Raw genomic sequence first — 19,654 nt, 5'->3', positions numbered from 1 at the left:
GGTAAACTCCCGAGCCCTTCGGTTCCGAAGATTCATCACGTGAGCATGCCGGCAATGCTTACGGCCACCCCTGACATGCGACGCTTGGCGTCGAAGCCGGAAGGAATGAATATCTGTGCGACTCTCGATCATCATCCCGGCGCTGCATGACGCAGCGCTGCTTGAAGAGACGATGCTGTCGGTGCTCGAAAACCGCCCCGCTTACGCCGATGTTGTTGTCGTTCATACCGGGTTCTACACCGACCCGTACGAACTGGCCGGCGAAGTGAAGTTTGTCGAAGCACGTAGTGCGATTAGCGAAGTTCAATGCTGGATGATCGGCGCCGCCGCATCCAGCGGCGAAATCGTCCACCTCCTCTCCTCCGGCGTGGTTGCAACCGCCGGTTGGACTGACGGCGTTCGTACGCTCTTCGCCGATCCGGCGGTCGCGTCCGTTTCGCCGGCGCTCCGGACCGGAGACGAAATCGCGTCGATCGGCGTCGCGGCCGATTCGCTTGGCTATCGTCGTTTCCTGCCGCTGGCCGAAGGGAAGTCGCTGGTCGGACCGAGTCGCCTGGCTGGGTTTTACCGCCGGACTTGGCTCGAACCGCTTTTGACCGCCGCCGCACAGCTCGGCGACGAAGCGGCCGATCTCGACATCGCCTACTCGCTGAAGGCGCAAGGTCTGCTGAGCCGCCCGACCGCCGCGTCGCAACTGATTGTCAAAGAGCACGCTTTGCAGCCGCAGCGCGATTTCGCCACGGCCGCCGCCGCCGAGCGGATCCGTGCTCGCCATCCGCAGCAGTTTGAGACCAGCGGCTACTGGAACCAGGTTTTCGCCCAGGCGATGAAATCGCTGCCGAATCCGAAGGGAGCGATCGGCGTGCTGATGGGACACCTCAGCGGCGCCCGCGGCGAACGACCTGTCGTGCTGGAGCCAGCCGATATCGAACGTCACAGTTCGCCGGCGACGATCCGGATGCCGCAGCGTCCGACTAGTTCGTCGCAAGGCAATCGAGCCGCCGCCTAACCACGCGGCTCACAACCCGAGCAATCCTTCGACCCCACCTGCGCCCGCACGCAGGTTTTTTTATGCGCACAGGTTCTCAATCCCGCGCCGCGCACCCACTCCCAAACTAGCCCGCAGCGCAAGCAAGGGAATCCGGCCGGCGATCAATGACGAATGTCGAAGCTCGAATCGCGAACCAGTGGACTGGACCGGATCGCAACTTTTTTTCATCCCGCGTGCCACGGCTCTACGAGCCGTGCCTCTTCCCAAACTCTCTAGTCTCTACATCATGTGGACCGCACCGGCGATTTTTTTGAATCGCATCGCCAATCCGCAGTGGACTGGACCGCAGTCCCATTTTGGGGACCGCAGCGGACCGGTCCCATTTTTGTCCAAAACTGCAGCCATGCCGACCTAACCCGAGCCTGCTCCTACCGATACGACGATTCAAAAAATAGGACCGGACCACGCCCGTTTTTTCTGCGCTGGAACGATCACTTTCGATCCAAATGGGAGTCGAAATCCTTCGCACGTAAACGAACAGTGGACTGGACTGCGCGATTTTTTTTCCGCGATCGTTCCTTGGTCGATAAATCGGACCAGCCCTGCGCGCACGGTTCTTGCAACAAAACTCAATTGTCAAACAGCGACGCTGTGGCGCTTCCGCTGCGACGCAGATTCTGCGCGGCGACTTGTAGTCGACCCCAAGTCCGTGCGCTTTGTCAACAGACAAAGATCGGGGCGCCGTCAGGGATAAGCGATGTCGTACCAATAGGAGTGAAAGTACCATGCCCGGTAGAGCTCCACTCCGCGGTCCGACCAGCGCCGGAGCTGCGCCGGCGACATCCGCTCGAGCAAGGATTCGGAGAGCCCGAGTCTCCGCAGATGGGGCAGTTCTTCCAGCAGCTGCAGATCTTCCGGGGTAACGTCGCCGGAGCAGTCGGCGATCGCCAGTAGTTCGAGCTGCGGCAGCTCTTGCAACGTATCCAGCGTTTGCCGAGTCAGCGCCGGAGAGCCGAACTTGAGGTCGATCAAGGTCGGCCAGGCGCGGACGATCGTTGCGGTCGCTTGATCGGTGAGGTCGTCGCTTGGCGTCAGGTGGAGTCGATCGCTCGACGGTGCGATTTGGCCCAGCGCTGCGAGTCCTGCGTCGTTCAGCGGAACGTCTTGAAACGACATCCAGCGGATCGGATGGCGAATCTGGCGTCGTTGCGCCGCGGCGTCAAGCAGCAATTGATTCATGTCGGGATCGACGCTGCCGGGGCGGTGCTTGGACGGCAATTGGAAGTACAGCGTCGCCGGGCTCGCCGCATCGCTGCTGATCAGGCCAGCGTCGCGCCACGGACGCCGGAACCAGAACGATTCGGTGTAGTCGCGACCAACCTGAATCCCATGCGGCTGGAGCGATTCCAAATAACGGCGATCGACCTGGTAAGCCGATTCCCAGTGACGGCCGATCGCGAATAGCAGAGCGATCGCAATCGTCAGCACGCCGAGATCGCGAATGCCAAACTGCCACCGCCGCCAACTCGCAAACCGATAGGCGACGATCGAGGTCACTAGCAAACTGATCGCGATGGCGACCGCCACGTTGACGCAGCCGCGCCAGGTGCTGAACCAGATGACGTCGGTCCAAATGGCTCGCCGCGAAGTGGAAAAAACGTTCGAGTACATTCGCCGCTCAAAATGGAGCGGCCAGCCATAGCTGGCGTATCTGGCCACAGGGCAAGGCTGCAGCCGACTTAGATTAGCGACCTGATCGGGATTGTAGCTGGTCTCGTCGCTGATGGCGAAGAGGTTGTAGCTGAGCGTAGCGGCCAGGCAGAGGAGAAAGAGCCATTTCCACCGCCAGAGCGGCGCGAGAGCGAACGTCGTCCATTGGCGGAGTTTGGTCACGGCGGCCCAGAAGGATTCGGAAGAAGCTACAAGAGATGCCAAGAATTGTAATGGGTTTGTCGGTTGGCCCGCCACTAATTTGGCATGGAACGCGAGCGGCCGATGTGAAAGAACTGCACGCCCCGCTGCGCGAATTCGTCCCGATCTGACGGAGGGATCTCCCAATGCTCCGGCGGTTGTACGTATTCTAGGTGAGACAGGTTGCGAAGGTATCGCAGGGATTCGACATGCGTCTTCTCTTGCGTGTCGACAATTACCAAGAATTTCAGGCTGCGCATCTTGCCGATCTCTTGAATGCATTCGTCGGAGAGTTTGTCATCGCCATTGACGAGGAGTAGCTCCAGGCGGTGCATTCGCTCTCGGATCTGCCGAAATCCGGCAGTGGAAATGGACGTGGTGCTGTCGATGCGGAGCTCGCGACAATTCGGCGCCCACTGGCTGAGCGCCGCCACTCCGTCGTCATTCAAGTTGGAGTCGTTCAGAATCAAATCGGTAACGTGGGCTGGCAACCGATCGCCGCGTTCGACCAATAGCTTGGTCGCTCTGTTGATATCGGGAACCTCGGCGACTGGGCCCCACACGATGCAATGATGGTGCGACCAATTCCGCTGGCCCAACAATCCGCAACTATATTGCGGCTGCAAATACCAAGGAGGGGTCTTCTTTTGGGAAAGGTGAGGATGCCAGCCGACGTCCGAGATTTCGTGCAGGTATTGTTGGTCCGCGAGGAACCTACTTCGCCAGTGGATGGTCATCCCAATCCCGGTCGCCAGCAGCAAGGTGATCAGCATCAACTCCTTCAGATCAAATTGCCGCCACGATCCGTGACGCTCACAATGCCGATGCCATGCATAGACGATCACCAGGCTGAGAGTCAGCGTGATGGAAAGGTTGAAGACCAGGGCCGGCAAGTCAAGCTCTTCAAGACAGGTAAACGCGAGCCAAGGAGACGGTTCCGCTGGTTCCGATAGACGCGTCGAGTACCTTTTTGGCCAGCCTTGTTCGAGGTAGCCGGGGAAAGGTTCGTCACGAATCGCGGTGAGTGCGCAGTAGCTGGTGGCGAGAAAGCTAATGAGGAAGAGCCACTTCCACCGCCAGAGCGGCGCGAAGGCGAACGTCGTCCATTGGCGGAGTTTGGTCACAAGTTCTCCCACTCGATCTCAGAAAGTCCAAGGTGACTCGCTTCATGCAGCAAAACGCCGCGCCGCTTCCAGGCCTCGGTTTCCTCCGGCTTGATCTGCTGCAGCAAAGACTTGGGGACTCCTAAAAGTTTTAAGTTGGGAAGCGCAGCGAGAAGTTGGAGATCGGCCGGCTTGATTTCGGGCGAACAATCGCAGATCGCCAGCTTTTCCAACTGCCGCAAGTTTCGCAGCGAATGGAGCGACTCCGTCGTCAGCTTTGGCGAGCCAATTCGCAACTGCTGCAGCCGTGGCCAGGTGCGGGCGATCGTCGCGGTCGCTTCATCGGATAACGTATCGGCGGGAAAGACTTCGAGCTGTTGACAGGAGGAGGCCCACTTCGCCAGGGCGGCGACTCCCTGGTCTGTCAAACTGTGATCTTTAATCTCGATGGATTGGATGGGGCCGAAAACGCGATGATCAAGACTTGCTTCGTGGAGGAGCAATTGCTCGGCGTTCCATTCGCGCCCGGCGACTTCCTCGTCGCCGCAATCGGCGATGCATTGGATCTGTAGCGGTTTGGCCGCTTCGCGGCTTACCAGGCCGAGATCGCAAAGAGGGCGGATCTGCCACCGAGGTTCCGTAAAGATTCGATACGCTTCCCACTGGTAGGCCGTCAATCCTCCCAGATAGGCTTCATCGGCCTGATAAACTGTTTCAACGCGCCATGCGACCCCAAACGCCGCGGCGACAACGACGGTCGCCGCCAGCAGATCGCCAATCCGAAATTGCCACCGCGGAAACCGCCAAGCCGCCAGATAGGTCACCGCGACGCTCAAGCCGATTGCGATTGCGACGTTGACGAGAAGCTTGCCGAGCGAGAGCGAATGTACGTCGGTCCAAATGGTCCAGCGCTGAAGCGGCGCGTACTTCTCGCTGAAGCGAATCGAATAGGAGCAGGGCCAGCCATGATCGATTCGGAGCGGAACAAACAAGCAAAACCCATTCGTGTTTGCATCGGCGGAACCGCCAGCGCCGAAATCCGAACTAACCGAAAGGAGACCGTAGCTGATTGTCACGATCAGCAAGGAAACGAAGAGCCACTTCCATCGCCACAGCGGCGAAAGAGCGAGCGTCGTCCATTGGCGGAGTTTGTTCATGGCGACTCCGTTTCGTCGGATTCCTCGAACTCATAGGCGGAAGCGCGAATTACCACGCCGCGTCGCCGCCACGCTTCGGCCTCCTCCGGAGTGAGCGTCTCGAACAGCCGTTGGGGAACTCGAATGACCGCTAGATCCGGCAGTTCGGCCAGCGGTTCGAGATCGGCGAAATCAAGGTCGTGCGAGCAATTGGTGAAGTCGAGCGAGTCGAGCCGCTTTAGCCGTCGCAGCGCAGGGATCGACTCGCGCGTCAGTTTCTCGGAGCCGAAGGTGAGCCAAATCAGCGACGGCCAGGCGTCGACCAGCGTGGCGACCGCGGCATCGGAAAACTGGTTGTCGCCGATCAGGAACAAGCGTTCGTTGCGCGGCGCCCAGCGCGTCAGCGCCACGACTCCCTCATCACTCAAGTTCGCGTTTCGGAGCGTAAATCGGGAGAGTGGGCGTTGGAGTCGTCCCCCTGTGGCGACTTCTGCGCTCAGGAATTGATTGAGGTCGAAGTTGGCGTTGGCCGGAGAAGAGTTCTCGACAGCGGCCGGCGGCGAATGGAATGCCAGCCGCTGCGGGGAGGTCGCTGCGGGACTGAGCAGACCGAGGTCTTGCCAGGGACGCTGATACCAGGCCATCTCTTCCCACGGCTTGCCCCATTCGAATCCGTACGACCGGAGGCCTGCGAGGTAGTTTTGATCGGCGCGATAGGCGTTTTCAAAACTGCGGACGATACCGAGCGGAACGGCGATGACAATCGTCGCCGCCAAGACGTCGCGCAGGCCGAACTGCCAACGCCCCGACAGCGAAAACCGCCAGGCGACCAGATAGGTCAACAGCGCGCTCAGCACGACGGCGATCGCGAGATCGGCGGCGAGACATCCCCAATAGAACATGTCCCAGTCGCTCCAGATGGTCCAGCGCTTGGACGCTGTCTCCGCCGCTGCAAAAGACCGATGCCCATAGTAAATAGGCCACCCGTGCGACATCTGCCTCCATAAGGTATCGCGATAGGCCTGACTGGCGATGATCGTCCCGCTCTCCTTGTACGTATGGGTATATTCGACCGACCAAATTCCGTACGCGACCGTCGCGATCAGCAAGGAAAGGAAGAGCCACTTCCATCGCCAGAGCGGCGTGAATGCGAACGTCAACATTGTCCGCAGTCGCTTCATCGGTACATCCAGTCTTCTTCCGAGATGAAAAAGAAACGGCCAGAGCGCAGCACGATTCCGCGACGATCCCAACTTTCTTGTTGTTGGGGAGTGGGTTGCTCAGCTACCCGGTCCGAGTACGCGAACATTTTGAGTTGCGGCGCCGATTGAAGTTGCATGAGATCGTCGGCCGTAATTGCGTCCGAAGCGTTGTGGAGGTCGAGGCGGCGTAGTTGAGAGAGTTGGCTGAGCGCGTTCAGCGATTTTGCAGTGAGAAAGGAGGAACCGATCTTCAGGGTCTGCAGATTTGGCCAAGCGGCGACGAGCGTCTCGACGCCGCGGTCGGAGAGGATGCCGTCATATCCGAGGTGAAGGTGTTGACAATTGGGCGCCCACTTGGCCAGGGCGGCGATGGTCTCATCATCGACACGGATATCGCCGGTCGAGAGGGCAAGCTGCGAGTGATAAAGACGCCGCCCTTGATTCGCGTCACGGATCAAGGCCATGCGCGCAGTCTCGGCTCGTTCGAAACTCGGGTATTGTCGACTGTGACGAACGTAGACGGCATGAGCGGCGCCGTCGCTGAGCAGTCCCAGGTCGTGCAAGGGACGGAGATGCTCGATCGGCACGAATTGAGTCTCGATGCGCCAGCCTTGTTCTGCTATTTCGGTGATGTAGACCTGATCGGCTTGGTAAGCGCTTTCGTAGTGCCGTGCGACTCCGAAAACGACTCCCAGCATCATGGTCGCCGCCAAGAGATCACGGAGCCCAAACCGCCAGCGATTCGAACCGGAAAGACGCCATGCGATCAGATAGGTAAACGCCAGACTAAGTCCAACCGCAATTGCCAGATTGGCGACCAATCGCACCCAGTAGAACCTGGCGACGTCGCTCCAGATCGCCCAACGCTGTGGAATTTGCGGCTTTGGAATCTCTCGTTCTTCATATTTCCACGGCCAGCCATGACCCCACTCGGTATGAGGCGGCGGAGGAGGAACGACCCAAGAAGCGCCAGGGTTGGGCCAGGGTTGGTAATGATACTCATGCCCGCGCGAGAAGAGGGCGTAGCCGATGGTGACGCCAAGGAGCAGAAGCAACAGCCACTTCCAACGCCAGAGCGGCGTTAGCGCGAACGACATCCATTTTCGCAGCGTGGTCATGACGAAGCGCTCAGACGAAGGAGACTCCCAACGGCAAGGCTGATTGTAGGTGGTTTCTGCGGCGAATGCTCGCATTCGTTTTTTTCGGCAATTTCGCGGCGAGATTCGTCCCGATTTGCTAGGTTGCGATGGTCGGTCGGCGGCAAAGGTTTTTCCTGGGGAAAGGATCGTTTCCGATGAAGTGCAACTCGTTGGCGCTGGCGGCGCTCGTCTTGGCGACGCTGTGCGGCGTTTCGGTCGCGGCCGAGGAAGAGACGCCGGAGGCGGATGCGCGGTTGTTTGAATTCGCCGAGCCGATCACGGCGATCATGCCGCAGGAAATGCAATGCAAAGTGAAAGCGAGCGGCGCCGGCGTTTACTTGATCCTGTCGCTGCCCGAGCAGGAGCTTGACGCACGAGGAAAGACCAACTTGCCATTTGGAAAGAGGTTTCGCGGCGACTGGGAACTATGGATCAAGCCGGTTGTCGGCTATTCGGTTCGGGATGCAGAGAAAATCAAAGAGATGACCTCAAGCCAAAGCTTTGGAAAGTTGGATCCGACCCGCTACGTGAAGGTCGACGATCAGGTCTTTGAGATTCGCTATCCAAGCTATCGACCGGTTGATGAGAAGCAGCAAGCGATCATCGAGACGTTCGTCAAACGACTGAGCAAGAAGACGACGATGCTGGATGGGTCAAGCAGCGAGGAGAATTTGCAGAAGTGGATCGTTGATCCGTAAGAAAACTATTGGCAGGAATGGATGGCGCGAATCGCTATCGCGCCGGCGTTCGCTGCCTGAGAGTCAGGATGGCCGCTTACCAGCTTGGCGATCGGCAGCAACTCAGCGCGAGGGCGGCGAGCGATCGCGACGCCGACCGATTCGGCGATGAAAAAGTCTTCGTTGCTGGCCAGCGACGAGAGCAGTTCTAAATCGGTTAGATTCATCGAGGCGAGCAGGGTATCGATCGCTCCCTCAATATCGTATTCGGTCTCGCCGGCCAGCATTTCGCGAATCCGTTGATTGGCCGCCTCGTCGTCTGGTAGCAGGATTGGCGAGCGCTCGTAGGAGCGGAGGGGCTGGGCAGCGGCGATCGCGTGGTTGGCCGCTGCGAGAAACTCGTCAACGCTGGCGAAAATCATGTGCGAGTCGCCGTCGTGCCTTAGAAACATCACCATGCCGCAGCATGCGGGATGGGTTAGGTAGACGTGACAGTCGCTGAGATTGGCGTCATCCAGCACAATCCCCTGAAGATTACCGACGCGCGGTTCAAAGTCGCGAAATTCCTGCGTGACGCGGACCGCAGTTTCGACCGGAAACAGATTGACCTGGCACTCGAAATGATCGGAGAAGTCGCCCGCTTCGACGTGCTGGAAATAGCGAACGAGGTCTTCCGGCGGAGTTTGTTGGAAGAGTGGAGCCAACGTCGCGGCGATGGAGGTCATGGGGCAATCGGGATCGAGGAATGTTGAGCGATCCCAATTAGTCTACCGCATTCCCACGGCTGGCGTCTCGGGTTAGTGGGATGCGATTCTCCGCTTTTCCGATTCCGCTGTTTCGTTTAGTCGGCGTCGATCATGGCGCCGCGGTACATGATTTTGCCTTTGGTGCTGCTGAAGCGTTCGGCGAGTTGCGGGATGTCGTCGTCGTGGCCCAGCACGATTACGATGTCGCCGGCGATCAGACGCGTTTCTGGCGGAGGATTGAGCACGGTCGAGCCGTCGGGATGGCGGATGCCGACGATCAGAAAACCGTGGTTGCTGCGGAGTTCGATATCGCCGAGCGGCTTGTTGACGAGCGACGAGCCGGAGGCGACTTCGAGTTCGTCGAAGTGCAGACCGATCCGGCCGAGCTCTTCGTTCAGGTCGCTCCGGTGGGTCAGCTGTTCCAGCATGTTCTCGGCCGAGGGGCGAATGATCATCTGGGCCAGCTTCTTGGCGCCGATCGCCGTCGGCAGGACGACCTTGTCGGCGCCGCAGCCGATCAGCTTCTTTTCGGTCCGCGGGTTTTCGCCGCGGGCGATGATCATCAGGTTCGGATTCATTTCGCGGGCGGTGACGGTGACGAAGACGTTGGTCGCGTCGGCCGAAAGGACGGTCGCCAGCACTCCGGCTCGCTCGATGCCGGCTTGCTCCAGGACCCACTCTTCGGTCGCGTCCCCTTTGACGATCAAGTAGCCGAGCGATTCGGCGGCGGCGAGTCGCGCTTCGTCCGAGTCGATCACGACGAACGGTTTCCCTTCGGCGTGCAGTTCGCGAGCCAGGATCGAGCCCATTCGCCCGACGCCGCACAAGATGGTGTGGCCGCTCAATTGTTCGATTTCTTTCGTCATTCGTCGTGACCTCAACGCCTTTTGCAATTCGCCGTCGACCACCATTTGCATGAACCCGCCGACGGTATAGATGACCGCTCCGTAGCCGGCGATGATCACCATGATCGTCAACGCCCGGAGCGGAATCGATTCGACCGGCTGCACTTCGCCGTAGCCGACGCCGAAGATGGTGATGATCACCATGTAGATCGAGTCGGCCAGGTCCCAGCCGGCCGAGACGTACCCAATGACCGCGACGACGCAGATCAAGAGAAACAGCACGGCGCCGGTGACCATCTTACGGATAGGCGCCGACAACGGACTAGGACGCTCGGGGTCCTCGTGATGGTGGAAAGGGTCGTCAGATTCCACAGAAATTCGAGTCGCCAGCGGGGAAAGGGTCAGGAATGCGCACCGGGAAAGGAGGACGTCGCCATCGCCTTGCCTTGCGATCGCCACGGACCCCTCGCCGCTGGTGAAAACTCCGCCTGCTTTCGGGCCAGCTCGTTGTATGAAGTGTAACCCAACAGCTGGGAAATTGCGAATAGGAAGGGAGGCAGAGGGGAATGGAACACGGAGGCCACGGCAAGAGGACGGAAGAACACGGTAAGAAGGGAGGGATTTGAGGAAGATTTGACATTGGCCCCCAAATGGCGGACGCTAAAAGCGCTTTCCCATGTCTCTCTTATGTCGCGGGCAATTCGATGAATATCGTTTTTCAGCAAACGATTCCGGTGCTGCGGATCTTTGACGTCGCGAAGGCTAAGGAGTTTTACGTCGACTTCCTCGGGTTCGCCGTCGATTGGGAGCATCGCTTTCACGAAAAGGCGCCGCTCTACATGCAGGTCTCGCGGGCCGGGCTGATCTTGCACCTCAGCGAACATCATGGCGATAGCAGCCCCGGCGCGAACGTCTTCATCTGGATGACCGGCGTCGAAGCGCTGCACGCCGAGCTCATTGCCAAGGGATATGCCTACAACTGTCCGAGCGTGGAGAAGACGTTTTACAACTCGCTTTGCATGAAGGTAGTCGATCCGTTTCACAACACGTTGCAGTTCAACGAAGAGATCAAGCTGGATGGCGAAGCGTAGTCCGAGAGATTAACGCCCGGCTTGATCCAGCATCAATTGCCGCGCTTCTAGCTCGGCCCCTTGCCAATCGCCTGACTCGGCGATGTCGGCGATCTGCGTCAACATCGCATGTTCGCTGCTGGTGATTTCGCTCGCTGCGAGCCGGTCGTCGATCAGCGTGCGGTATTGCTTCAGTTGCTGGTCGCTTTTCAGGTTGCAGACGGTCGACAGGGTCTCCGCCATTTCGTAGGCGCTGCCGCTCACTTCGGGGTAACGACTGCAGCCGATCGCCAGCAGCAGCAGCAGCGCTGCGTAGAGGTACTTAGTCATGGCTGACGACCTCTCCTTCGGCGATGCTGGTCATCGCGGCGAATCGTTGGCGATTGACCACTTCCGAGATGAAGCGGACCGAGCCGTCCCCGAGCAGCACGTTGGCGCCGCCGGGATGTTCCGATTGCATCTGGCCGACGTGGAGCGTGGGGAAGTTCGGCGGGTGGATGATCGGGTTGCCGAGGGCGTCCTGTTCGCCGATCGCCGGACCGCTATGAACCAAGACGAGCGTCGCGGCCGATTCAACCGCATTGTCGGGGGAGTTGATCCGCGGATGAACCATGGCGCCTGGGACGACGCCGACCCAGGTCTTGTCGCTCAGCCGCGACGTATGCTCGCCGCAGAAGACGCTGTTGGAAAGGCCGTCGACCACGTCGCGAAACCGGGTGTGCGAATTGCGATAGAAGGGGCCGTCGGCGATTTTGCCGGCGTCGCCGCCATAGCCGCCGCTCGGGCCGCTGGCGTCTCCCCAGCATTCTTCCTGTCCGTGGCTAGCGACATAGTTCGACCGGCCGAGATAGATCGAGCCGTTTCCTTTGTTGAGCGGGCTATTTGACGCGTCGACGACCAGCAGTGGGTCGGTCGGGCCGGCCGCCGACGGGCAGAGGAACATCTCCAGCTTCGTCTGCGCGGCGGCTTGATGCGCCGCGTCCCACACCTTGCGGCGATTGTCGAGGGCGTCGGCGACGTTGCCTTGTTCAGCAAACGGCAACAGCAGTTTGCCCCAACCCCATCCAGGCGACGCGTCCCAAGTGGTCGCGTCGTAGTCCCCAGAGGGCAAGCTGCTGATGGAGCCGTATTTGTCGTACGAGACGTACCCGGACGGAAACGAACCGAGGGCGTCGTGGTAGTTGTGCAGCGCGATCCCGACCTGCTTCAGGTTGTTGGTGCATTGCATCCGCCGGGCCGCTTCCCGGGCTTGCTGCACCGCCGGCAAGAGCAACGCGATCAGGATTCCAATGATCGCGATAACGACCAGAAGTTCGACCAGCGTAAAGCCGGATGGCGAGGGGCGTTGGTCATTGACTTTCATGACTGCCGAAATCTTTGTTTTGTTGTTCAAGAGTGCAGAAGTTTGATTAATCAAAATAAAGAATATGGTGAGGCAAATCAATGCGGCAGGGAGAATTCGGCGAAAATCAAGTTAAAGGAAGTGAAGAATCCACATGTGGGCATTTTTTGAGCAGTTCCGCCCCGCTAACTGTTGCTGGCCTCGTCGCGGGAATCCGCTAGAATTGAAAAATGTGCTTTCGCAAACAACAACAAAGGAGGGCATTGTGGCCTCACCGCTCGAATCGCTGATCGCTTCCGGCACGAAACTGTGGCTCGACTCGATCGATCCTGACCTGGTTCGCAGTAACTTCGCTCTCGGCGCGACCGGGGCGACCTCGAACCCTGTGATCGTCTCGGACCTGATCAAGACGGGCCGTTTCGACGACAAGATCGCCGAGCTGATCGAACAAGGGCTCTCCGACAACGACGTCGCCTGGACGTTGACCAACCAACTCGTTTCCGACGCCCAAAGCGTCTTTCTGCCGGTCTGGGAAGAAGCGGAAGGGAACAACGGCTACGTCAGCTTCGAGGTCGATCCGCTGCTGGAAGACCCGGAAGTCGACATGCCGCACGACGAGCGGGTCGCCAAGTACATCGAACTGGGCAAGCATTGGGCCCAAGGTCAGAAGAACCGGATGATCAAGGTTCCGGCGACTCCGGCCGGTCTCGACGCGGTGGAAGAGTTGTGCGCCGCCGGCGTCACGCTGAACGTCACGCTGATCTTTACCGAACGCCAATACGAAGCGGCTCGCGACGCCGTCTGGCGCGGTGCGCAACGTCGGGCGAATCTCGACGGGTTCAAGAGCGTCTACTCGATTTTCGTCTCGCGGGTCGACGTCTATACCGAAGAGCACCTTCCGCAGTTGACCGCCGCCGCCCAGGGACAACTGGGGATCGTCAACGCCAAGCGGATCTGGCAGATGAACCAGAAGTTCTGGAGCGACAAGCCGGTGAAGCAGCAGCAAGAGATGATCTTCGCGTCGACCGGCACCAAAAAGCCGGAAGATCCGCCGTGGAAGTACGTCGCCGCGTTCGCTGGCAGCGACATCGAAACGAACCCGCCGGGGACCAACGACAAGGTCCAGGCCAGCGGCGTCACGATTACTCGCCAGGTCGACGAAATGCCGAGCGATGCGGTGCTCGCCGATCTCGACAAACACGTCGACTACCAGCATCTCGAAAAGACGCTGATGGAAGAAGGGATCGCGAAATTCGCCAACCCGCAAAAGGGACTACTGAAACTGATCGCCGAAAAGCGAGCCGAGATCACTGTCGGTTAGTAACCGTCGATCGACTGGCGCCATGCTCTTACCACGTCTTCGTGGGAAGGGCATGTCTTCAATGCGTGTTACCAGGGCAAAGACATGCTCATCCGGCGAAGACGCCGCAAGAGCATGGCACCAGGAATTCAGTAAAAACGAACTGCGTAACCTGCGGCGCCGGTCCAGAAGTGGCCGGCGTCGCTTTTTCTTGCCCGCAATTGGGTGGCGGCGCGCTTCTTTTCCATTTGCTTCTCGGCGGCTGAGCAGGGATAAAAGAGGAATCGATCAGTGCGCGGATCGCAGGCAAATTTATAAGGAGGCGGAGCACATGTTCGGCAAGCAATCGCGGCGCGGATTTCTGCAAACCGGGGCAGTCGTCGGTTTGGGGAATCTCGCTTTTCTCAACGGGCTCCGTCCCGTTTCGGCCGAAGAAGCGAACGTCAACCTGGCGCATGTCCAGCTCCAGCCGGAGATTGAGCCGCTGGTCAAGCTGATCGAAGAAACGCCCCGCGAGCGCTTGTTGGAAGAGATCGGCGCTCGAATTAACAAGGGGCTCAGCTATCAAGAACTGCTCGCGGCGCTCCTTTTGGTCGGCGTGAAGAACGTTGAGCCCCGGCCATCGGTCGGGCACAAGTTTCACGCGGTGCTGGTAGTCAACTCGGCGCACCTGGCGAGCATCGCTTCGCCGGCCGAGCATCGCTGGCTGCCGATCTTCTGGGCGCTCGACCACTACAAGTCGGCCGCCGCGCGCGATGTGCAGGAACGGGGCGACTGGGTGATGCCGGCAGTCGCCGAAGGAAAGATGCCGCGGCCCCACGTCGCCGGAAGGACGTTCGCCGAAGCGATGGACGACTGGGACGAAGCGGCCGCCGATACGGCGGTTGCGGCCCTAGCGCGATCCGCCGGGATGAACGAAATCTACGAACAGTTCTATCGCTACGGTGCACGCGATTTTCGCTCGATCGGGCACAAGGCGATCTTCGTCGCCAACAGCCAACGAACGCTGCAGTTCGTCGGCCGCGATCATGCCGAGCCGGTCCTCCGGTCGCTCGCTTACGCGCTGCTGATGCATGAAGGAAGCAACCCGGCCGAGCGCGACGACGAGGCGGATCGACCGTATCGCCGCAACATGGAAGTCGCCGGGAAGATCCGCGCGGACTGGCAAGATGGCGAGCTCGACCAAGAAGCGACGAAGCAGTTGATCACGGCGCTGCGGAGCGCGTCGAACGATGACGCTTGCGATCTGACGGTTGAGCTGCTCAATCGCGGCGCTTCGCCGCAATCGGTCTGGGATGCGCTTCATCTGACGGCCGGCGAGATGTTGATGCAGCAGCCGGGGATTGTGGCGCTTCACGCGATGACTTCGACCAATGCGCTTCACTACGCTTATCAGACTTCCGGCGACGATCAAACTCGGCGGCTGATGCTGCTGCAGAACGTCGCCTTCTTGCCGATGTTCCGTGGGGCGATGAAGGGACGCGGGAAAGTAAAGGAGATCACGATCGACGATCTGACGCCGGAGAAGCTGGACGACGGCTCGGCGGCGACCGAGCAGATCTTCGCCGATCTCAGCCGCGATCCAATGACCGCTGCGCGAAAGACGCGAGCCTATCTGGCGGAAACCGGCACTGCTGGCGCCCAACAATTGATGGACGCCGCCCGGGTGCTGGTCTTTTTGAAGGGGAACGACGCCCACGACTATAAGTTCAGTTCGGCCGTTTTAGAGGACTTTTATCACGTTTCGCCCGAGTGGCGGGACCTTTATCTGGGGCTTAGTATGTTTAATCTGCCTGGCTCCGGCGCGCGGGATAACAGTCTGGTCGAGAGAACCCGGGCCGCATTGGCATAGGCAGAAAACGATCTACGGGTATACTAGTAGATCAACGGTATCCCCGCTCATCGTTTGCCTCGTCACTCGCCTGGTGTCGTCTTATGCAGTTCGCCGCTTATTTGAAAGACTCGACGGGAAAGTTAGAACGCCGGGAAGTGGAAGCCTACGACGAAGAGTCGGCGCGGCGGACTCTGGAAGCGGAAGAAGGGATGACCGTCGTCGAACTGCGCGAGCTTCCCCCGCAAGACTCTTTGCTTAGTCTGGCCGATGGTTGGCGCACGACCTGCATCTTGCTGGCGATTACCACGTTTGGCTTGGGGATGCTGACCGCCGGCGCGATGATGTTCATCCCGGTTCACCCGCCGGTGATGATGCTCTTCTTCGGTTGGATGATCTTAGGGATCGGGTTTTCGGGACTCGCGAATCAGCGGCTGATCCTGGTGGAGCTCCGTCGTCGTCGCCGCTAGCGACTACAGCCAGCCTTCGGCGCGATACCACTGGGCCGTTTGGCACAGGCCTGTCTGCAGCGACTGCGCCGGCTGAAAGCCCAGCTCATCGACGGCGGTAGAAATGTCGCAGGTCCAGTCGCCGGCGATCGCTTCGCGAATCTTATCGCGGGTGAGAATATTGGGGCGGCCAATCGCTTTGCCGAATAGTTCCGAAGCGGTTGCAGTCGTCCAGACGAGCGGACTGGGCATCGTAATCGCGCGCAGACGGGGGACGTCGACCGCTTCGGCGACCATCTCCCCTAGCGCTTGATAGGTCGGCTGCTCTGCGTCAGCGGCAAAGTAATACCCGACGCCGTCGAACTTCGACTGCGGATCTTCGCGATGAGTGATTCGCCGGCCGTGCGCGAGCGCCTGGATCAGCAGTTCGATCAGGTCGCCGACATAGATCAACGAGAGGCGGAGATCGGCTCGCGGCATCGCGTGCACGCCAAAGCGGCGAATCGACCGAAACATGGGGAACATATCGCGATTCGCTTCGCCAAAGATGATGCCGGGGCGAACGATCGTCGTCGGCACGCGATCGGCGACCATTTCCAATTGCCGCTCGCCGGCCCGTTTGCTCTCGCCGTAGCGGGAGACTGGTTTGGGAAAATCGGCGGGACGCCGCGGCTCGTCTGATTTCGCGGGACCGGCCGCGGCGATGCTCGAAACGTAGATCAGCGGAGGAGGCGTCGGCAGTTCGGCCGCCGCTTCGCAGAGGAAACGGGTTCCATCTCGATTGACGCGCAGGAGCTGTTCCTCCCGCCTTGGAGAGATCAAGCCGGCGGAATGGAAAATGCCGTCGCAGCCTTCCAGTGCGGAGCGCAAGTCGCCCCCTGCGGTCAGATCGACTTCGATCAGTTCGGCGCCCAGCTCTTGCAGATGTGCGGTGGCCGAACTCTTGCGCACGGCGCAGCGGAGCGTGTGCCCTTCGGCCGCCAAACGCTGGCAGAGATGTCGGCCGACAAAGCCGCTGCCGCCGGTTACGAAATAGGTCGCCATCGAGGTTCGTCGCAGTTGGTCAATTGAGTGAGGAGATCTTACAGCAGACGTTGACGCAGATCAGCCAGCGCCGCGATCAGGCGATCGAGATGCTCCGGCGTGTGCGCATAGCTGAGGCTGATCCGCAACAGCGATTCGCCGCTCGGAACGCTGGGAGGACGAATGCCTGGTACGAACAGTCCTTGCTCACGCAGACGATGCGAGGCCTGCATCGTCGGCTCCGGTTCGCCGATCAGGATCGGAATGATCTGGCTTTCGCCGCCGACTTGCCATCCTTGTTTGCGCAACGTTTCGCGGAGGTTGGCGGCTCGCTCCAGAAGCAATTGACGGCGTTCCGGTTCATCACGGACGATCTGGAGTGCGGCGATCATTGCGGCGGAGGCCGCCATCGGCGCGGCGGTCGAAAAGACGTAGCTGCGGGCCCGGTTCAGGAGCCAGTCGATTAGCGTTTGGCTGCCGACGACAAAGCCCCCATGTCCGCCGAGCGCCTTGCTGAGGGTGCCGATCCGGACGTCGACTTGCTCTTCGACCCCCAGATGTTCGCAAACGCCGCGGCCATGTTGGCCGAAGACGCCGGTCGCGTGCGCTTCGTCGACGATCACGATCGCATCGTAGCGCTCGGCCAGTTCGCACAGTTCGACCAGCGGGGCGAAATCGCCGTCCATGCTGAAAAGAGTGTCGGTAACGATGTAGCGGCGGCGAAACGCCGAGGCCTGGGCGATCAGCTTTTCGAGATGATCGACGTCGAGGTGTTGGTAGATCTGGGGGCGAGCGCCGCAGAGGCGGACCCCGTCAATAATGCTGGCGTGATTCTTCGCGTCGCTGAAGATCACGTCTCCCTTACCGGCGAGCGCCGTAATCGTGCCGACGTTGGCGGCGAAGCCGGAGGAGAAGAGGAGCGCCGCTTCGGTCCCTTCCAGTTCGGCCAGCGAAGTTTCGAGCGCTGCGTGCGATGCGCCATGTCCGGTGACCAGCGGACTAGCGCCGGAACCCCAGCCTTCGTTTTCAATCGCGGCGATTGCGGCGGCGGCGAGCCTTGGATCAGCGGCCAGACCGAGATAGTCGTTGCCGCCGAAGTTGACGAAGCGCTGGCCGTCGACCGTTTGCTCCGCCGTTTGCGGACCGAAGTGGGTGCGCAAATGACGACGCATGTGCAACTGATCGAGCGTCTGCAGTTCTTCTTCTAGCCAGGCCAGCGGGCGTCGCGTCATTGTTAAGCCGCTTCCGTATCTTTGGCTGGCGTTTCGGGCGCGATCTGCGGCGGCGCTACCTTCGCTTTGGTGGCGATGCGGGCTTGAAGCTCGGAGATCTGTTCCCGAATCTTTTCGATTTCTTCTTCCTTCTCCGTGATCAACTCTTCCAGCAGCTCAATCCGTCGCTCGGGATCAAGACGCATCAGTCGCGACAACATGTCGAGAGCGACGATCCCGCGCCACAGTCGCAGGGCAAGTCCACGCAGCCGATAGATCCGCGTCGCCTTGGTGACTTGCTGAAGTCGCAACAGCTGCGAAACGCGCAGGACGCGCAGGAAGGCGACCAGCGGCAAGCAAATGATCAGCAGATCGACCCAATGTTTGCGGACATAGGCGAATTTCTTATCGACCAGCGAGAACATCACAATGAACTCGACGGTGAAGGCCAGCCAGGTGATGCTGTAGCCGGTTTCGACGATCGCTTCGAGCCATGGATACTGGCCGATATCGATCCGGTAGTGCCAGACCAAGCTGATCGCGAGTAGCGGCAAGATCATCAGAGCGACCACCATCATCGGGCCGCTGAAGGCGCGCTCTACCTCTTCGTGCAAGTCGTCGTCCACTTCGCGCCAACCGAGCATCGGCAGCCACATCGTCGTGCCGGTCTCGTGATCGCGAGCCGCTAAACGAAGCGGGGGAAGGAGCGAGCGGAGGAACGCCGTTTTCCAGCGTGGGCTGCCGATCCAGAAATGGGCCAGCGCCTCAGCAAGGAAGAGGGGAAACATCAACAGCGTCAGCTCGAAGAAGTAGAGACTCGCTTCGACCGACTGATAAATCGTCTCGGAAGTGAATTCCTGCACGGCCGCAGCGACGAAGACCAGGAACAACATCGACGCGCAGAACATCGGCACGGCCAGAAACCGGTCGAGTTGGAGCGTCTTGCTGTCAGGATCGATATTCATCGTTCTTCGTGACTAGGTATTCGCCAGAATCGGTTGCAAATTAGCGGAAATCGGGCCCGCTGCCAAACGGAAATCCCCTTACATCCCCTTCCCTATCTTGCGGCATTTAGCTGATTTTAGATGATGAAACGAAACTCTCCCAACCCGATTTCCTTCTTGCTATCGCGGAAAGTCGATCGTCGTGGCCAAAAAAGCAGCTAAGTCCAACTCCGACAAGCGTTACTGGTTGCTCAAGACCGAATCGGAATCGTATTCGATCGACGATCTGGCGAACGAAAAGAAGCAGACCACTTTTTGGAGCGGAGTTCGCAACTATCAGGCCCGCAATTTCATGCGGGACGACATGAAAGTTGGGGACGAAGCGTTCTTCTACCACAGTAACGCCAGCCCGCCGGCGATTGTCGGCACGGCGACGATCGTCAAAGAGGGTTACCCGGACCACACGTCGTGGGACAAGAAGGATCATCACTACGACGAAAAGAGCACGCCTGACGCGCCGCGGTGGTTCATGGTCGACGTCCAGCTGACCGAGATGTTTGAAGAGCCGCTGGGCCGCGATCAACTGACCGGCGTCGCAGCGCTGGCCGACATGGAACTGATGCGGAAAGGCTCGCGGCTCTCGGTCCAACCGGTGACGAAGAACGAGTGGGACGCCGTTTTGAAGCTGGCGAAACGGAGCAAGAAGCGGAAGTAGTCTTGGGCTTTGTGTGCCA

At 59.7% G+C, this 19,654-nt stretch carries 19 protein-coding genes; 7 read left to right on the top strand and 12 right to left on the bottom strand.

What is annotated here, in order from left to right:
• Window positions 1–115 precede the first annotated feature (115 nt).
• The gene (locus LOC68_RS12915) at window positions 116–1,009 is read left to right on the top strand and encodes a hypothetical protein (protein WP_230219159.1); all 894 of its coding nucleotides are present in this window, start codon (window positions 116–118) and stop codon (window positions 1,007–1,009) included.
• A 726-nt stretch (window positions 1,010–1,735) separates the two neighbouring features.
• On the opposite strand, the gene LOC68_RS12910 is transcribed toward LOC68_RS12915, so the two are convergent.
• The 5 genes from LOC68_RS12910 to LOC68_RS12890 form a co-directional block, all read right to left on the bottom strand.
• Window positions 1,736–2,884 carry a hypothetical protein gene (locus LOC68_RS12910; protein ID WP_230219158.1) on the bottom strand — a complete coding sequence of 383 codons (1,149 nt, stop codon included), beginning with the start codon at window positions 2,882–2,884 and terminating at the stop codon, window positions 1,736–1,738.
• Between the two features lie 74 nt (window positions 2,885–2,958).
• Complete coding sequence (locus LOC68_RS12905; RefSeq protein ID WP_230219157.1) at window positions 2,959–4,026, bottom strand: hypothetical protein; 1,068 nt, start codon at window positions 4,024–4,026, stop codon at window positions 2,959–2,961.
• Window positions 4,023–5,162, bottom strand: coding sequence for a hypothetical protein (locus LOC68_RS12900; RefSeq protein ID WP_230219156.1), 1,140 nt, complete (start codon window positions 5,160–5,162; stop codon window positions 4,023–4,025). Before LOC68_RS12900 ends, LOC68_RS12905 begins: the two co-directional genes overlap by 4 nt.
• Window positions 5,159–6,304 (bottom strand): hypothetical protein, encoded by a 1,146-nt coding sequence (locus LOC68_RS12895; protein WP_230219155.1) that lies wholly within the window; start codon window positions 6,302–6,304, stop codon window positions 5,159–5,161. The genes LOC68_RS12900 and LOC68_RS12895 overlap by 4 nt, the downstream gene beginning before the upstream one ends.
• A 14-nt stretch (window positions 6,305–6,318) precedes the next feature.
• Window positions 6,319–7,461 carry a hypothetical protein gene (locus LOC68_RS12890; protein ID WP_230219153.1) on the bottom strand — a complete coding sequence of 381 codons (1,143 nt, stop codon included), beginning with the start codon at window positions 7,459–7,461 and terminating at the stop codon, window positions 6,319–6,321.
• A 176-nt stretch (window positions 7,462–7,637) separates the two neighbouring features.
• Here LOC68_RS12890 and LOC68_RS12885 point away from each other — a divergent pair, with 176 nt between their 5' ends.
• Window positions 7,638–8,180: a hypothetical protein gene (locus LOC68_RS12885; protein WP_230219151.1), complete on the top strand. Its 543-nt coding sequence runs from the start codon at window positions 7,638–7,640 to the stop codon at window positions 8,178–8,180.
• Window positions 8,181–8,185: 5 nt separating this feature from the next.
• On the opposite strand, the gene LOC68_RS12880 is transcribed toward LOC68_RS12885, so the two are convergent.
• Window positions 8,186–8,884 carry a hypothetical protein gene (locus LOC68_RS12880; RefSeq protein WP_230219149.1) on the bottom strand — a complete coding sequence of 233 codons (699 nt, stop codon included), beginning with the start codon at window positions 8,882–8,884 and terminating at the stop codon, window positions 8,186–8,188.
• A 116-nt stretch (window positions 8,885–9,000) separates the two neighbouring features.
• Window positions 9,001–10,122: a potassium channel family protein gene (locus LOC68_RS12875; RefSeq protein WP_230219147.1), complete on the bottom strand. Its 1,122-nt coding sequence runs from the start codon at window positions 10,120–10,122 to the stop codon at window positions 9,001–9,003.
• A 332-nt stretch (window positions 10,123–10,454) separates the two neighbouring features.
• On the opposite strand from LOC68_RS12875, the gene LOC68_RS12870 reads away from it, so the two are divergent.
• A complete protein-coding gene (locus tag LOC68_RS12870) occupies window positions 10,455–10,841 on the top strand; it encodes a glyoxalase superfamily protein (RefSeq protein ID WP_230219145.1) in 387 nt (128 codons plus the stop codon).
• 9 nt (window positions 10,842–10,850) lie between these two features.
• Here LOC68_RS12870 and LOC68_RS12865 read toward each other — a convergent pair whose 3' ends face one another.
• Both LOC68_RS12865 and LOC68_RS12860 read right to left on the bottom strand, forming a co-directional pair.
• Complete coding sequence (locus LOC68_RS12865) at window positions 10,851–11,150, bottom strand: hypothetical protein (RefSeq protein WP_230219143.1); 300 nt, start codon at window positions 11,148–11,150, stop codon at window positions 10,851–10,853.
• On the bottom strand, window positions 11,143–12,183 hold the full coding sequence (locus LOC68_RS12860; protein WP_230219142.1) for a DUF1559 family PulG-like putative transporter: 1,041 nt from the start codon (window positions 12,181–12,183) through the stop codon (window positions 11,143–11,145). The genes LOC68_RS12865 and LOC68_RS12860 overlap by 8 nt, the downstream gene beginning before the upstream one ends.
• A gap of 244 nt (window positions 12,184–12,427) precedes the next feature.
• On the opposite strand from LOC68_RS12860, the gene LOC68_RS12855 reads away from it, so the two are divergent.
• From LOC68_RS12855 to LOC68_RS12845, 3 genes are all read left to right on the top strand, one after another.
• On the top strand, window positions 12,428–13,483 hold the full coding sequence (locus LOC68_RS12855) for a transaldolase family protein (RefSeq protein ID WP_230219141.1): 1,056 nt from the start codon (window positions 12,428–12,430) through the stop codon (window positions 13,481–13,483).
• Between the two features lie 310 nt (window positions 13,484–13,793).
• The gene (locus LOC68_RS12850) at window positions 13,794–15,314 is read left to right on the top strand and encodes a hypothetical protein (protein WP_230219140.1); all 1,521 of its coding nucleotides are present in this window, start codon (window positions 13,794–13,796) and stop codon (window positions 15,312–15,314) included.
• Window positions 15,315–15,397: 83 nt separating this feature from the next.
• Window positions 15,398–15,763 (top strand): hypothetical protein, encoded by a 366-nt coding sequence (locus tag LOC68_RS12845; RefSeq protein ID WP_230219139.1) that lies wholly within the window; start codon window positions 15,398–15,400, stop codon window positions 15,761–15,763.
• Window positions 15,764–15,766: 3 nt separating this feature from the next.
• Here LOC68_RS12845 and LOC68_RS12840 read toward each other — a convergent pair whose 3' ends face one another.
• From LOC68_RS12840 to LOC68_RS12830, 3 genes are read right to left on the bottom strand one after another with little or no spacing between them, the layout of a single operon-like run.
• A complete protein-coding gene (locus tag LOC68_RS12840; RefSeq protein WP_230219138.1) occupies window positions 15,767–16,786 on the bottom strand; it encodes an NAD-dependent epimerase/dehydratase family protein in 1,020 nt (339 codons plus the stop codon).
• Window positions 16,787–16,824: 38 nt separating this feature from the next.
• Window positions 16,825–17,997 carry an 8-amino-7-oxononanoate synthase gene (gene bioF, locus LOC68_RS12835; protein ID WP_230219137.1) on the bottom strand — a complete coding sequence of 391 codons (1,173 nt, stop codon included), beginning with the start codon at window positions 17,995–17,997 and terminating at the stop codon, window positions 16,825–16,827.
• 2 nt (window positions 17,998–17,999) lie between these two features.
• Window positions 18,000–18,941: a hypothetical protein gene (locus tag LOC68_RS12830; protein ID WP_230219136.1), complete on the bottom strand. Its 942-nt coding sequence runs from the start codon at window positions 18,939–18,941 to the stop codon at window positions 18,000–18,002.
• A 181-nt stretch (window positions 18,942–19,122) separates the two neighbouring features.
• Here LOC68_RS12830 and LOC68_RS12825 point away from each other — a divergent pair, with 181 nt between their 5' ends.
• Window positions 19,123–19,635, top strand: coding sequence for an EVE domain-containing protein (locus LOC68_RS12825; protein WP_230219135.1), 513 nt, complete (start codon window positions 19,123–19,125; stop codon window positions 19,633–19,635).
• Window positions 19,636–19,654: the final 19 nt, after the last annotated feature.

Source organism: Blastopirellula sediminis (genome assembly GCF_020966755.1).
GTDB classification, from domain to species: domain Bacteria; phylum Planctomycetota; class Planctomycetia; order Pirellulales; family Pirellulaceae; genus Blastopirellula; species Blastopirellula sediminis.
Note: the sequence above shows the minus strand (reverse complement) of the source record. Positions and strands in the feature narration are given on the sequence as shown.